At 33.9% G+C, this 15,189-nt stretch carries 13 protein-coding genes; 11 read left to right on the top strand and 2 right to left on the bottom strand.

Translation table 11 applies throughout. The features are described from left to right. Window positions 1-599 precede the first annotated feature (599 nt). The 8 genes from RTK36_RS06900 to RTK36_RS06865 all read left to right on the top strand — a co-directional run bounded on the left by RTK36_RS06900 (window position 600) and on the right by RTK36_RS06865 (window position 9,604). Entirely contained in the window at window positions 600-1,595 is a 996-nt protein-coding gene (locus RTK36_RS06900) for an ATP-grasp domain-containing protein (protein WP_312045580.1), read from the top strand. A gap of 78 nt (window positions 1,596-1,673) precedes the next feature. Further along, complete coding sequence (locus RTK36_RS06895) at window positions 1,674-2,447, top strand: hypothetical protein (RefSeq protein ID WP_312045577.1); 774 nt, start codon at window positions 1,674-1,676, stop codon at window positions 2,445-2,447. Then, entirely contained in the window at window positions 2,437-3,402 is a 966-nt protein-coding gene (locus RTK36_RS06890) for an HpcH/HpaI aldolase/citrate lyase family protein (protein ID WP_312045575.1), read from the top strand. The genes RTK36_RS06895 and RTK36_RS06890 overlap by 11 nt, the downstream gene beginning before the upstream one ends. After that, a complete protein-coding gene (locus RTK36_RS06885) occupies window positions 3,402-4,523 on the top strand; it encodes a phosphoribosyltransferase domain-containing protein (RefSeq protein WP_312045573.1) in 1,122 nt (373 codons plus the stop codon). The genes RTK36_RS06890 and RTK36_RS06885 overlap by 1 nt, the downstream gene beginning before the upstream one ends. Next, window positions 4,520-5,578 carry a cysteine protease StiP family protein gene (locus RTK36_RS06880; protein ID WP_312045571.1) on the top strand — a complete coding sequence of 353 codons (1,059 nt, stop codon included), beginning with the start codon at window positions 4,520-4,522 and terminating at the stop codon, window positions 5,576-5,578. Before RTK36_RS06885 ends, RTK36_RS06880 begins: the two co-directional genes overlap by 4 nt. Window positions 5,579-5,602: 24 nt before the next feature. Then, a complete protein-coding gene (locus tag RTK36_RS06875; protein WP_312045569.1) occupies window positions 5,603-7,867 on the top strand; it encodes a YceG family protein in 2,265 nt (754 codons plus the stop codon). A 19-nt stretch (window positions 7,868-7,886) separates the two neighbouring features. Continuing rightward, window positions 7,887-8,999: a toxic anion resistance protein gene (locus RTK36_RS06870; protein ID WP_312045567.1), complete on the top strand. Its 1,113-nt coding sequence runs from the start codon at window positions 7,887-7,889 to the stop codon at window positions 8,997-8,999. A 23-nt stretch (window positions 9,000-9,022) separates the two neighbouring features. Then, window positions 9,023-9,604, top strand: coding sequence for a TerD family protein (locus RTK36_RS06865; protein ID WP_312045565.1), 582 nt, complete (start codon window positions 9,023-9,025; stop codon window positions 9,602-9,604). Between the two features lie 272 nt (window positions 9,605-9,876). Here RTK36_RS06865 and RTK36_RS06860 read toward each other — a convergent pair whose 3' ends face one another. Together RTK36_RS06860 and pdxR are read right to left on the bottom strand one after the other, a co-directional pair. After that, window positions 9,877-10,227 (bottom strand): hypothetical protein, encoded by a 351-nt coding sequence (locus tag RTK36_RS06860; RefSeq protein ID WP_312045563.1) that lies wholly within the window; start codon window positions 10,225-10,227, stop codon window positions 9,877-9,879. 300 nt (window positions 10,228-10,527) lie between these two features. Beyond that, window positions 10,528-11,994, bottom strand: a complete 1,467-nt coding sequence (gene pdxR, locus RTK36_RS06855) for a MocR-like pyridoxine biosynthesis transcription factor PdxR (protein ID WP_312045561.1) — start codon at window positions 11,992-11,994, stop codon at window positions 10,528-10,530. A 113-nt stretch (window positions 11,995-12,107) separates the two neighbouring features. On the opposite strand from pdxR, the gene RTK36_RS06850 reads away from it, so the two are divergent. The 3 genes from RTK36_RS06850 to RTK36_RS06840 form a co-directional block, all read left to right on the top strand. Further along, a complete protein-coding gene (locus RTK36_RS06850; RefSeq protein ID WP_312045559.1) occupies window positions 12,108-13,526 on the top strand; it encodes a pyridoxal phosphate-dependent decarboxylase family protein in 1,419 nt (472 codons plus the stop codon). A 200-nt stretch (window positions 13,527-13,726) separates the two neighbouring features. Next, entirely contained in the window at window positions 13,727-14,224 is a 498-nt protein-coding gene (locus tag RTK36_RS06845) for a DUF1543 domain-containing protein (RefSeq protein WP_312045557.1), read from the top strand. A gap of 616 nt (window positions 14,225-14,840) precedes the next feature. Further along, on the top strand, window positions 14,841-15,189 hold a 349-nt coding region (locus RTK36_RS06840; RefSeq protein ID WP_312045555.1), incomplete at its 3' end, for an IclR family transcriptional regulator.

The raw sequence follows: 15,189 nt of genomic DNA, 5'->3' as shown, positions 1-15,189 counted from the left end.
GTCCAGGCGATTACAAGAACTTCCCCTTATTTTTATTGGAAAAAGGTTACTTTACTAACTTTGTTGGAATCATAACTGCTACGTTGTTTGTTTCAGAAATGAATTTACTGAATATCACACAAGAGAATTTAGGTATCATTGATATTGCTTCAATGGAGAAAGCTTAACTAGTATGACAATCATTCGTTTTAGCTTTTTGAATGAAGCGAATTGATATGGGTCATCTTATTCAATGGTACTACTACTTGTCATTTTGATGTACATAGGATAATCTGTATAAAATGGGTTACAACACATAAGCTAAGAATGTTTAAAATTTCTCACCTACGGCGCTTTTAAAAATTCCACTGATTAAAGAAATTTATATTGTAATCTGAAAAAAGCCTATAGCGGGAGTTTTATTATAAAAGAATCCGTGCAAAAATAAATTATGTCTATGGTAAGCACAGAGAAGGTGAATTTATATGGTTAAAAAAATTGAAAAGAAAACTGTTCTTGCATCAATTAAAAGGAAATTTATGAGTGTGTGAGTGCTGACTTACCATATGTTTCTATATTAAATAGCATTGGCATAATTAATTTTCAGGAGGAAGAGTGAAATGACAAGAATTTGGTTAAACCATTGGTTTAGCACTGCTTATAACATAATAAATTTAATAAAAGAGGACAAGGATTTTTATATCGTTGGCAGCAATGAAAACAATGAATCTGTAATCCGAACGGTATGTGATGAGTGGTATATTGAGCCTAAATTGAGGGAAAAAGAATACGTCACGTTTTGCTTGGACTTTTGCAAGGAGCATCACATTGATGTATTTATGCCAAGACGAGGGATGCTTGCAATCAGTAAAGAAAAGGCTCGTTTTGAAGCACTTGGAATAAAAGTCATGGTTGAGGACTATGAGACCATGAATATGTTAAACAAGAAAGACCTTGCTTATCAGTATTTTCGTGAGAAACAAATTGGTACAGTGCCATTGTATGAAACAGTTACAACAGTAGCGCAGTTTAAGAATGCCTATGAAAATCTATTGAATCATTATGAGCAGATTTGTTTTAAATTTGTGAAGGACGAGGGCGGAAAGAGCTACCGACTTATTGATAATCATAGAAAAGGGTATGCAGCTTTATTTAAAAAGCAAAATACCAGAATGACTTATGATAGCGTTATTGAAGCGTTAAGCGAGCGGGAAGAATTTTCACCAATTATGATGATGCCATATTTACCTGGGGATGAAGTTAGTGTTGATTGTCTGGAAACAAAAAATGGAATTATTATGATACCAAGAATCAAATCTGCTGGACGGGTAGAATGCATTAGGTATGAGAAAGAAATTCTTGATATTTGTCAGGATTTATATAGCAAAATAGATTTAAAAAACCCGTGCAATATTCAATTTAAATATCTAAAGGATATTCCGTATTTTTTGGAAGTGAATACACGAATGTCCGGTGGTGTGCAGCTTAGTTGTGTAGCCAGCGGTATAAACATACCCAATTTAGCAGTGAATAAAATCATTGGGAAAGAGAAAGAATGGAAAAATAATTTTCAGGAAAAGTTAGTATCTCATGTTGAAATTCCGGTGGTACTCTAACGGCGTTATAGTTTTGACAAACAAATGGGAATTTCATTAGCGCCTAGGCTGCTATGATATGAAACAGAAGGAGATAAAATGGTAAGGTTCTTTACAGATTTGGATAATACAATGATTTTTTCCCATCGGCACATTATTACGAAGGACTTTAGATTAATTGAAATGCTTCATGGAAAAGAGCAAGCCTTCATCACAAAGTATACCTATTCATTTCTAAAAAATGCAACGTGGCTAGAGCTTGTTCCCATTACCACAAGAACCCAAGTACAGTATTCCAGATTGGGTTTTTTACAAAATGAATTGGGCTGTAAGCTGGCTTTGGTAGGAAATGGAGCAGTTTTGCTAGAGGAAGGAACGAGGAATCAACAGTGGTATGACGAAAGTATTTCTATTTGTGAAGGTGCAATTCCAGCTGTAAAAAGAGTCACAGAAATCTTTGAGAATCTTATGGAAGAAAAACATATACATGGGGAATATCCATTTTTTACATATGCAAGTAGTGACAATGTTGAGTCAATTTATGATATATTGAAAAAAGAAATAAAAGCAGATGACATTGAGATTATGGTAGATCGGAAAAAAATTTTTTGCATTCCAAAAATGCTGACCAAAGGAAACGCTATTGAACGATTTCATGGGAAATATGGAAAAATAAAAACTTTGACAGCAGGAGATAGTGAATTTGATTATTCCATGTTGGAAATGGGCGATTTTGCTTTTGTTCCAACCCATATTTCCGACAGAATTATAAATGAAAACAAAATAATAATTGAAAATAGTCCGATGATTTCCGATGAAATCTGCGATAAAATAAGTCTATTATATAAGAAGGGACTTTTAGATGATAAATAATATTGAAATGAAATATAGCGTTGGAGCACTCTTATATGCCCCAGCTTTAAATAATACAGTGGCTCACTCCGTGATTTCAGAAAAATTTGGGAAGAAATATTCCTTGGCACTTTGTCTTGAAGACACAATTCCAGAGGATTCCGTTGCTATGGCTATTGAGCAATTAAAGAACACCTTGAAAAGCATTTATGAAGAACATAAGAGGAAAGATTTTTATTTGCCTAAAATATTTGTAAGAGTGCGTTGTGCCAATCACTTACTGGAAGTATACAAAAAAATATGTTTGTATGAAGAAGTCCTCTGCGGGTTTATTTTCCCTAAATATTCCGTGGGTAATGGAGATGAATATAATGATAATTTTCTAAAGATTAATGAGCTTTCCTATAAAAAGCTTTATATGATGCCAATTTTAGAAAGTAAGGATATTGCAAATTATAAAACTAGATTTGATGTGCTCAATAGGATTAAAGAGAAAATTGATAAAATGAAGGAGCATGTTTTAAATGTGCGGGTTGGGGGAAATGATTTTTGTAATGAGTTTTCCATCAGAAGGCATTATGATGAAACAATTTATGATATATTGCCGATTTCACAATTAATGGGTGATATACTAACCGTATTTTCAAGAGAATATGTGGTATCAGGTTTGGTTTGGGAGTTCTTTTCAAGTGATAATGATGAGTGGAAAAATGGATTAGTAAGAGAGTTGAAATACGATAGATTAAATGGATTTATTGGTAAAACGGTCATTCATCCAAAACAAATAAATGTGGTGAATGAAATGCTTAAGGTATCAGAAAAAGATTTTCAGGATGCAAAAGCAATTTTGAATTGGGATATTCGAAGCCTACAGGTAGGCAAAAGTTTTGCCGGTGAGCGAATGAACGAAGTGAAAACCCATGAAAACTGGGCAATGAAAATGACAGCTTTGGCAGAATTATATGGAGTATTATAATGAATTACAAATTAGAAGACTTAGTCAGAATAGCCAAGAGAGATAATAATAGCATTCGACCATACCTTTATGTGGATCCCTTACAAGGGAAACATCTTTCTGTAAACCCTGGGAAATCCATGGACTTATTTCAGGAAATGGCAGGATTGCTAGAGGAAAAATATCCCAAAGAAAGAATTTTAGTGATTGGATTTGCAGAGACGGCAACGGGAATTGGAGCTGCAGTAGCCTATTTTGGCAGTAATGTAGCCTTTATGAGCCAAACTACACGAGAAAATATTGAGAATTCCAATTATTTATATTTTACAGAATCCCATAGTCATGCCAAAGAGCAAGGGATCATCATAGATAACTATTCAGAGGTTTTAAAAAAAGTAGATAGAATTGTATTTGTGGAAGACGAAGTAACAACTGGAAATACAATTATGAAATTAGTAACAGCTTTAAATGAAACGTTTCCAGAATTTAAAATGAAATATACAATCTTATGTATCTTGAACAGTATGAAAGAAACAAGAATGGCAGAGCTTGCCCAGCTTGATGTAGATTGTTTATATATTGCAAGAATGGAATTTGAATATAAAGTCAATGAGATTGACAAGTATCAATATGAAGATTGTAAACACCAGAAGGTATCTTCTGATTCTAGCATGGCAAATGAAATTTTAGTCCATGATATATGTGATATGAGAGTAATCAAGCCCAAGGATTTGTACATTGAAGCTTGCGACGGGTTTGTTGAGAAGGTTTTAAGCCGTTTGGTAATTAAGAAAGAATATAAAAAAATACTGGTTTTAGGAACAGAGGAATTTATGTTTTTACCCATGTATTTTGCAAAAGAACTGCAAGATCAATATAGAAATTGTAAAGTGGAATTTCATGCAACAACGAGAAGTCCAATTATGATTAGTAAGGACGAAGGTTATCCGCTATTTAATCGATATACAATTAGCAGTTTTTACGAAGAAAACAGAATCACATTTATCTATAATCTGGAAAAGTATGATTATGTTATTGTAATTACGGATTCCCAGACTGATACAAGTGGAGGCCAACAACTGATAGCCGCATTAGAAGCCCAAGGAAATGAAAATATCCAAATTGTGAGATGGTGTAAATGATGAAAAGTACATATAACAAAAACGATGTTCAATTACTCTTAAAGGATATTTCCGGCTTGGTTGAGCCATTACCCACGGAGGAGAGAGAAAAGAGAATCCAAGGGGGAACACATTACTGTGAAATGCTGCCGGTAGAATATAAACCGTCTGAAAAGTATATGAAAACATACGAGATGGCTATGAAAAATTATGCTAAAATCACTGCGGATGCTACAGCCAGGATTTCAGAAAAAATGTTCCAAGAAAAAGGAGAAAATCTGGTCATTGTTTCATTGGCAAGAGCCGGGATACCCATCGGTATCTTAGTCCATCGCTATATTTTGAATAAATATAGTGTGAATGTTAAGCATTACGCAATTTCCATTATCCGAGATAGAGGCATTGATCATAATGCAATGAATTACATTTTAGCTAGACATCGTGCAGAGGATATTCAATTCTTAGATGGTTGGGTTGGAAAAGGTGCCATATTCCATGAATTAGAAAAAGAGCTTGTGAACTATCCTAACATTGATAAGAGATTGGCGGTGGTTGCCGATCCAGCAAATATCACCGATTTATGTGGAACACATGAAGATATATTGATTCCCAGTTCCTGCTTAAATAGTACAATAACAGGATTGCTTAGCAGAACCTTTTTGAGGAAAGATATTATTTCAAAAATGGATTTTCACGGAGCTGCATTTTATGGAAAGCTTTTAAGGGAAGATAAATCAAACGAATATATAGATGATATTGAAAGATGTTTTGATTATAAGACAGTAAATTGTGATATAGTAAAAGGAATGGCTGGATTACAGATTGTTCGAAACATTCAAGAGGCATATGAAATAGACAATGTAAATCTTGTTAAGCCAGGAATTGGAGAAACTACCCGTGTATTACTGCGAAGGGTACCATGGAAAATACTCATAAATGAGGAATATGATACTGTAGATGAGCTAGCGCATATTAAACAATTAGCCATAGAAAAAGGTGTTCCTATAGAAAGAAGCAAGGTGAACTTAGGAAACTACAAGGCTTGTGGCATTATTAAGAAAATTGCTGACGTATAAGAGATACAAAGGTTGTGATGAATATTGATTGAGCGAGTTAAGATAACTAGATTAAATGATTATTTTTTAAAATTATCAGAAAGAAATCCTCAGGGGGTATTTTTTTGCAGAATCGACCAGTATTCCGTTGAGCTGAAAGAATTTTTAATTAAATTTATAGGTTCCATAAAAAATGACGGAATATGGTTGGATCAGAAAATGAAAAATCCTGATGAGAATCAATTAATGTACTATGATAATATCATAGGTTCTGAGTTCAATATGGAACTGGAATTTATAAAACGAAGTACAAAGCTTATGTTTGGGAATCTGAGTATAACCCAGATAGACCTATTGTCGAATGCCATATGGACTGAGTTGAAACAATTACAAAATGCAGGTAAAAATATGAATATAATAAAAAATGCTTTTGTAAAATTCATGTGTTGGTTTTACTATAAATTCAGACCTACCATTGGAAATATTGGTTCGGATCTTCCGCCTAAGATATTATATTATGGTGAAATATCGAATTATGAATTAATCGCGCTCAAGATATTGTCTCATTCAGGATGTGATATTGTTCTATTAAGATATGGCGGGGAAGAAAAATATCAAAATGTAGATTCCACCTTAAGTATATCTGAAAGACTACAACAAGATAATTGTGAAGCGTTTCCCTCTGATTTCTCAATCTTAGCAATCAAACAGTTTATTGAAGAACAACAATATTTGGAAAAGATGTATCGTAAAGATGCTCTGGTTGTAATGGCTACAAATACATGGCTAAGTGGAGATGTTTTTACAGATTTGCTAATGAAAGACCACGAAAGAGGAAATGGCAAGGATACTTGCTATAATGCTTTTATACGGATGACTGGGGTTGAAGATAAAACCGAGTATTGCAAGGAGCTATTCCATTTAAAAACGGAGCTAGAGAAAAAAGGAAAAACCGTTTATGTACTAGAGAAAATAATACCACCAACACCAGAAGAGGTCAGCAAAATTCAACATGGAAACTATATGGATGCCATACAAATGATTACGGATTTGGTAGGGAAGATCAGATGCCCATATCCAAAATTACGTAATCAAGCCCAAAAAGCATTTGTGGATTGTATTGTGGAAGAAAGCCAACATGAAGAAGAGAATCTTGCAAGGTTAAAGAGCAAAGGGGTCTATTTGATTGCTTGGTTTAATAGATACGTAAAATTTTTGTTTACCAAAGAAAACGAAATAAATTTACCTGTTCTTATTTACTTTGGAACTTGTAAAAATATAGCAGAAACCATGATGTTTCGATTTTTTGCTTCATTGCCACTGGATGTTTTCGTGATTAATCCCAATACCCAGAAGGAGTGCTTGCTGGCTGATCCAAGATTGTTCGATAGAAAATATGAGGAGTCTGTTGAGCTCGATAAGTTCCCAACAAAGATAGAAGATGTTCATTATGGAACCATCGCCTATCATGCAGAGCAGGATTTGAATTCTTTGTTATATCAGGATTCCGGTCTGTATAGAAATCAACAATATAAGGATGCTGTGGCTGTTACATTAAAAACCATGTATGAGGAAATATATCTATTATGGGATCAAGAAGTGAATATGCGTCCTAATTTTGAAATAATTCAAAATAAAGTAGTAATACCTGCAATCGTTGCGAAGATAAGTGGTGTAAAAAATGAGGACGTGGGACAATATTGGAAAGAAATAAAAAAATTATTGGTTGATGATACCATATTGATTGATGAAGTTTCTTTTTATAAAAGTTCTGATGAAAAATTTGATTCTAAAAATGCAATTAAGAATGGTGTCTTACAGAAAACAAGTATTTTTAGAAACAGAAATTATAAATATGGTATTTTCAGAGAAGAAATACAGGAGTATATGCTTCATAAACTTCAAGAATTGCTGGACAGTAGGCTCATTCAAGGTACGTTTACAGCAGGGGTTGAACAAAATATAATTAGTGTTGTTATGAATTTGGATAAGAATATTACAAGATTAATTCAGAAAATGGATTTTACCAAGAAAAATCCAAAGTTAGTTTTAATTAATACTGGTGAAACGGAATATGGGTTGGAAGAAAGTATTATTTTAGCATATTTGCATTTCATTGGTTTTGATATTGCATTATTTGTACCTACTGGTTATCGACTCATTAAAAAATATTATACGCAACCATTCTTTATTGAGCATCAAATTGGCGAATTTATGTATGATTTGAAAATTCCCATTAGTGTACAAGGAAGCAAATTAAGTGAACAAGAGCAAAAAGAAGGATTTCTAAAAAAACTTCTGAAAAGATAACGAAAGGGAGGATTCTATAATGGGGCTGAATTTAGATAGTACAAATTCACAAATAACTTCCAGACAGGAAGTAGTTCCAGAATTTGATATTCAACAAGAAAAGAAAGAACTAACACAAAAAATGGTGAATTCACCAGAAGTTGATGCCATTGTAAGTAACATTGATGTTTTTAATATGGAGTCGATGGTGTCTTTTGGGGCAGAAGTTGCAGAAAATATTTCTAAAGCATCAGATGTGGTGTTAAATAGTATGAACATGAACCAAATTGACCAATCAAGTCAACTGCTTGTTTCTTTAAATGATATTATGAAGCGATTCGATATTAATGAAATCAAGGAAGAACCCGGATTCTTAGGGAAAATATTTGGTGGTGCTAGAAAACAGTTGGACAAGATTTTGGCAAAATACCACACAATGGGAGACGACGTTGATAAAATATATGTTGAATTAAAAAAATATGAGGCTGAGATAAAAGAATCTAACAAATCCTTGCAGACGATGTTCGATTCAAATGTGGGATATTTTCACGAGCTGGAGAAATACATTTTAGCAGGGGAACAAGGGGTTAGAGAATTAGAAGAATATATTGAAAAAAGAAAAGATGAATTTGCTAATACTGGAGATAGTAGTATTCAAATGGAGCTATCAGGCATAGAACAGGCAAAAATGCTACTTGAACAGAGAACACAAGATTTAAGAATTGCGGAAAATGTTGCTATGCAATCTGTTCCAATGATTAAAACAATGCAATTTAGTAATATGAATTTAGTAAGAAAAATTAATTCTGCATTTATTATAACGTTACCTGTATTCAAACAGGCCTTATCACAGGCGATATTATTGAAACGCCAAAAAATTCAGGCAGATGCCATGGCAGTGTTAGATGAAAAAACAAATGAATTACTGCTTAAAAATGCACAAAATACAGTGGAACAATCTAAAAATACAACTCGCTTAGCATCAAGCAGTTCTGTTAAGATTGAAACATTGGAAGCAACATGGCAGACAATTTGTAACGGTATCGCGGAGACACAACAGATTCAAGAAAATGCCCGGTCAAAGCGAATTGAAGATCAAAAAAGACTTAATCAAATTAAAGAAGATTTTAAATCAAAACTGTCAAATCATTAATATTTTAGAGGAGGTACAATATAATGCCAATTAATTTACAAAAAGGACAGAAAGTGGATTTAACAAAAGGAAACGAGGGGTTGAACAGCCTGATGGTTGGCCTTGGATGGGATGTAAATGCATATGATGGTGGGTCGGATTTTGACTTGGACGCTTGCGCATTTTTATTGGGCGAAAACGGAAAAATCACAGTTTCTGAAGATTTCATTTTTTATGGAAATAAGGTACACCCAAGTGGGGCTGTAGACCATAAGGGAGATAATCTTACAGGAGAAGGGGATGGCGATGATGAGCAGATCATGGTTGAGCTTTCTAAAGTTCCTGCAAACATTGCTAAAATTTCTTTTACAGTTACGATTTATGATGCAGAAGCAAGACGACAGAATTTTGGACAAGTGAGCAATGCGTATATCCGAATTGTAGACAAATCTACGGGAGCTGAACTGATTCGATATGATTTGGGCGAAGATTTTTCTATTGAAACCGCTGTGGTTGTAGGTGAGATTTATAGACATAATGGCGAGTGGAAATTCAATGCGGTTGGAAACGGATTTAGCGGTGGATTAGCAGCATTGTGTGCTCATTTTGGCGTAGAAACAGCATAGGAAATAGGCGGTATCATTTAGATTACCCGTAGATATCTTCTGCTTGTAATATTAAGTAGTTAACTATGAAAGTCTATTTCAATTTTCTTAGTGGTATGAGGATTTTTTGATAAACTAAATCATTAGTATATTAATTAGACATAACTGATGATGTATATAATCAGAGATGGGTGATTTCCCATTTCAGTTCTAATGTTTTAGGTGTTGTTTTCGCTATTTAAAAGGATTTATTACCACTTAAATCATAATATTAAGTATCATAATCTGTAAGTTTATTTCCCAGACACATCAGGTGTTGAAGCTTGACCAAATAGTTGATTAATCAAAGGGAGTAAAAATTTGTATTCCTCAGAATCTACGTTTAATACGTATAAATGAGTTGGAGAAGAAATAAGGTTTTCTATTTTCTTTATAATTCGACACAGAATACAATAATCATGAATGCAATTTATATATTCGTTTGAAAGTTCATCTGAATTACACTTTGAACTGTAAAACGATTCAAGCTTTTGTAATTCTTTAAGGATTCTATGAATGTATTCAACTGGAATGGTAATTTGTATTGGTGCCGTAGCGGGTGAAGACCAATATTCTTTCAGCAAGGATACTAAATATTCATTCATGTTCAAAGTTCCTTTTTTTAAAATTCTATTCATAGAATAGAAAAAAAGACTATTTGAATTAGCCAAGAAAGGGAAAGTAATTAAGGAATTGATATTAAGCCAGTTGTTTCTTATGCTTATTTGGACAGCAGGAAACTGTATAACCAATAATATAAGTATAAAAGTAAAAGACTATGGATGATAAAAAATCAGAGGCTTTGAGATAAAAATCTTGATGCCTCTGATTTTTTTACAGGTAAAAGGAAAGACCCATTGGTGCCAAGTGAAAAATGTTTGATTTATATAAAGAATCAATCTCTATTATTTATCTAGAAATGAGAATACAATTTTACTTAAAGTTTTAATGCCATTTTCCAATTGTTCTTGCTCCAAAGAAGAGAAGCTTAGGCGTATATGGTTAAATTCTGGCTCGCTTGAATAACAAGTTGATCCGGATAGGAAGGCAATATTGTTATTTTGAGCTTCAAAAACAAGACTCTCTGCACTTAGCCACGCTGGAAGAGTAAGCCAAATATTTGGTCCTCCCATGGGAGAAGTCCATGCAACAGTGTCTGGCATATGTTTTTTGAGAAGATCTAGAACTAAATTACGCCTTTTATATAAAATATGATTCATACTTTTTAGATGTTTTTTCATGAAGTTTAATTGAACAAAAGGTAATAACGCTTTTTGAGTTAATAATGGACTGCCAAGATCAGAATTGGACTTAGCCGCAAGAAGTCTATTTAGGATGGTACCTGATGCTACCAAAGCACCAATTCTGCAACTAGGTGATAGAAATTTACTAAATCCTTTTATATATATAACATGACCATCGGTATCCAAACTTTTTAAAGCAGGTAATTGATTTTCTTCAAATGAAATTTCACGCCAAGGATCATCTTCAACAATTAAACAATTAAAGTCTTTGGCAATTTCAATTATTTCTTTTCTTCTTTGCATACTCATTACAGTTCCCGTTGGGTTGTGGTAAGTCGGTATGGTATAAATTAATTTTGGAGAATAGGTATCGCATAGCCGTAAAAGCAAATCAATCCGCATGCCATCTTTATCAACGGGAACAGATAAAATAGTAGCTCCTTGCCAGCGGAAAACATCAATAGCAGCGGTATAGGTTGGGGCTTCCATTACTACAATGTCCCCTGCACCTATAAATGTTCTAGCGACTAAATTAATTGCTTGTTGCGAACCATTGGTTACGATAATTTCATTTTTAGATATTGAAATACCGCTGGAAATTAAATAATCAGCTATGGCAGCACGAAATTCCAAATCTCCTTGGATAGATCCGTACTCTGAAAGAATACCTGGATTTTTTAAGATGAAGGATGATATATGTCTGGAAATAAGGTGCTCGGGAAGTAATGAACCGTGAACGGATGCGGCTGATAACCATAGTTGTGATTTTGCGGTTAAACTAATGTTTTGCCACCAAAATTGGGCTCTTGGAAGGTGATCTGGGATGGATAGCTGCCAATTAAGAGAAGTGGAATTGACGTTATGATTTTTATGAATCTTCCTGTTTTCTGTTTGCACATAAGTCCCTTTTCCCTGTATTGTAGAAATGATATTATCCTCTGCCAACATGGAATATGCCTTGGAAACGGTAACCATACTCACGTTGAGTGTTTTTGATAGGCTTCTGACAGAAGGTAATCTAGAGCCTTTATCCAAAAAACCCGAGGAGATACGATCAGCAATTGACTGATAAATTTGTTTGGATAAAGATATATTTGTATTTCTATTTAGATCTATTTGAAGGTCCATTTTGCTCTCCTAAGTGTTATAGTCTGATGTTGACTGTTATGCTTGATATATAGTAATTATATTATAACATACTATAACAATTTTGCGCATGAAAACTTGAAAGGAGCAAATTTATGGATAAAAGTTTAAAAGAGGATTTAATTAACATGAATACTTTATTAGAAAAAGCAAAGAACTGCTCATTTGACTTTTTAGAAAACATTAATGCAATATCAACTTATCCTGACAGGAGTAATGTTTATTCGCCTGCACAATTAAATAAAATTGGATTAGGCGGCGAAAACACATTGGAAGAGTTTATGCAAAGATTTTACAAGGGAATTGTTTCAAGTGGGGGATCAAGGTATTTTGGTTTTGTAACGGGCGGGGCAACTCCAGCGGCGTTAATGGGAGACTGGTTGGTGAGTGCATTTGATCAAAATGCTACTGCTTGTGATCATTCAAGTGCCGCAAAAATTGAAGAAGAGGCTATAAATTTATTAAAACAGCTCTTTGGGTTGCCAGAACAATTTTCAGGCGCATTTGTAACAGGCGCTACCATGGCGAACTTTGTAGGATTGGCAATTGGCAGGCAATGGGTAGCCAATCAATTAGGTATACATTTATCGTTAGATGGACTGTATGCAATTCCACCGATTCAGATTGTGAGTGCTACGCCTCATTCCAGTATTTTAAAAGGGATGTCTATGCTGGGTATGGGAAGAAATCATATGCATTATATTCCAACAATAGACAAAAGAGAGGCAATTGATATTGTAGCATTAGAAAATTACTTAAAGCAATTGAATGGGGAACCATGTATTGTTGTAGCAAATGCAGGAACTGTGAATACAGTTGATTTTGATGATTTAAAGCAGATTGGAGAATTAAAGAAAAAATATAATTTCTTTCTCCATGTTGATGGCGCCTTTGGTGGATTTGCTTCTTGTTCTGAAAAATATTCCCATTTTATAGAGGGAATGGAGGAAGCAGATTCTATTACGATAGATGCCCATAAATGGCTCAATGTTCCCTATGATAGTGCAATGCAATTCACAAAGCATCCCCAACTTCAGCTGCAAGTTTTTCAAAATAACGCCGTGTACTTAGGGGATATTTCTGAAACACCTGACTATGTTCATTTAGTTCCAGAGAATTCAAGGAGGCTTAGAGCCCTTCCTGCTTGGTTTACTATAAAGGCGTATGGTAAAAATGGATATCAGGATATCGTCGAGAGGAATTGCGAATTAGCTCAATTGCTAAGTGAAAAAATCAATGAATCTAACAACTTCAAATTGCTGTCAATTACTAGATTAAATGTTGTCTGCTTTACCATTCATCTTGATGAACATACGATAACATTAGAGAATATACAACAATTTTTGGATTTAGTGAATGCAGATGGTGGCGCATTTTTTACTCAAACCGTATACAAAGGAAAACCTGGAATACGTGCTGCAATCAGTAATTGGAGGACAGAAGAAAAAGATATTGAAATTGCGTGGACAGTTTTAAATAGGGCATATAACACTTATGTTAAAGCAATAGTGTGAATTTCATAATATCTTGAAATGCCGGGTAAGAGATATGCAGAATTTACAAATGAAAGAGGATGTCTCCGTGCATAATCGTTCAAATAGTAACAAGAATTTAAGGTGAAACGATTTTTGAACAAAACCCATGGAGAAAAAATTTTTAATAAAAATGACGAAGTAGAGGTTTAGATTGCTTAATCGTAAGGTAGGAGGAATATATGAAAAATTTATTTGTGATTGGAATTGGTGGAAGTAGTCGCAAAGCAAATATTGAAGTACATGATGTGCAACTGGTTATAGCAGATTGCATCGAAAATACGTATGAGACCCTTAAAGAAGATTGGTATGGTGAGTATTTACACCTAGATGAATATAAAATACTTACAGGCGCTGATGGGTATGCCATTCAGATTGCAGATTATCCCCAAAATACACATCTTAATCTGTTTTTTATAAATATGGGTGGATATTTAAAGGAAACCTTCGGAGAGCAGCATGAATATGGTTTTTTTGTAGCAGAAACAGAAAAAGAAGCTAAAGAGAAGGCGAAAAAAGAGTTACTAAAAAATGTTGTTGAAAGCCATGTTGACGGTGTTTTCAAAGTTGAAAATAGTTTGAAATTTGCAGACGGAAAGACTGTTTATATTCATTTAAATCCCGATGGAAAAATTTATAACTTGAATCCCGATTGGAGTGGTTATAAGAAGCTAATATAAATCTATGCCCAGATTTCTTCTTGGTAGTTAAAAAGGTGAATTTACTTCTGGATGGAAAGAAGATTATTTATTGTTGTAAAATATATTTTAATGAATCTTCCGAAAAAAGGGGTTCTGTTTTTCGTTTTGAAAAATAGAATCCCTTTTTTTATTTGATCAGGTAAAAAAGGAATGATTAAAGTGATTAACAGATTTATGAAAGATACACATCACTCTGCTGTAGAAATTGGAACTGGGAATACAGCAAAAGGAGAGTAGGTTCCATGGGGAAACAATCGCCTTGAAACAAACATACTTTGATCATAACGCCCGTTGCTTTATCGTTCAATCATTCTAATTTTGAAGTGTTCTTTTAAAGACATATCATAATACGAAATATTATTTCGTATTATGATATGAGGGTGAAAATATAATCCGGATATGAAAAACCACAGGGGTTAACTTTTACTCTAATAACATTGAAACCATAGAAGGGACATCGTGTGCTTTTGATTGAGAAGATATGTGTTCATCAAAAATTATATTGAATGTCACCTAGAAGAATATGATGAGCAGTGGAGTTTTCGTTTAACCGAATTGCTGATAAAAGCAAGGTGCTTTGGGAGGATAAAATAAAATGAATGCTGTTGCGAAACGAGAAAATTGTGTCAAATCCATATTAAAGGCGTTTCAGATTATTGAGGCTTTAGACAAATTAGGAGAGCTTTCTATTGGGCAGTTAAGCCATGCGCTTTCCATGGATAAAACCACTGTGCATCGTTTGACTAGTACCATAAAAGAGGCCGGATATATTGTGCAGAATCCATATACCAGAAAATACTCAAATAGTATTAAGCTTTTTACCATTGGAAATAGCATTATCGAAAGAACCGGTTTGAAAGAAATCGCCAGACCATACATAGAAGCTCTTGCAAGTGAAACAAAGGAGACGATTAATTTAAGTATGCATAGCGGTAATAACATCG

Origin of the sequence: Anaerotignum sp., from assembly GCF_031981185.1 — a bacterium.
GTDB lineage: Bacteria > Bacillota > Clostridia > Lachnospirales > Anaerotignaceae > Chakrabartyella.
The sequence above is the reverse complement of the archived record's forward strand: the minus strand, read 5'-3'. Positions and strand labels throughout refer to the sequence as shown.

Bases quoted from the DNA above. Each gene is read 5' to 3' on its own strand.
- RTK36_RS06860 (WP_312045563.1), bottom strand. From the start codon at position 10,227: ATGAATGAATATTTAGTATCCTTGCTGAAAGAATATTGGTCTTCACCC.
- RTK36_RS06880 (WP_312045571.1), top strand. From the start codon at position 4,520: ATGATGAAAAGTACATATAACAAAAACGATGTTCAATTACTCTTAAAG.
- RTK36_RS06900 (WP_312045580.1), top strand. From the start codon at position 600: ATGACAAGAATTTGGTTAAACCATTGGTTTAGCACTGCTTATAACATA.
- RTK36_RS06865 (WP_312045565.1), top strand. From the start codon at position 9,023: ATGCCAATTAATTTACAAAAAGGACAGAAAGTGGATTTAACAAAAGGA.
- pdxR (WP_312045561.1), bottom strand. From the start codon at position 11,994: ATGGACCTTCAAATAGATCTAAATAGAAATACAAATATATCTTTATCC.
- RTK36_RS06870 (WP_312045567.1), top strand. From the start codon at position 7,887: ATGGGGCTGAATTTAGATAGTACAAATTCACAAATAACTTCCAGACAG.
- RTK36_RS06850 (WP_312045559.1), top strand. From the start codon at position 12,108: ATGGATAAAAGTTTAAAAGAGGATTTAATTAACATGAATACTTTATTA.
- RTK36_RS06845 (WP_312045557.1), top strand. From the start codon at position 13,727: ATGAAAAATTTATTTGTGATTGGAATTGGTGGAAGTAGTCGCAAAGCA.
- RTK36_RS06890 (WP_312045575.1), top strand. From the start codon at position 2,437: ATGATAAATAATATTGAAATGAAATATAGCGTTGGAGCACTCTTATAT.
- RTK36_RS06885 (WP_312045573.1), top strand. From the start codon at position 3,402: ATGAATTACAAATTAGAAGACTTAGTCAGAATAGCCAAGAGAGATAAT.
- RTK36_RS06895 (WP_312045577.1), top strand. From the start codon at position 1,674: ATGGTAAGGTTCTTTACAGATTTGGATAATACAATGATTTTTTCCCAT.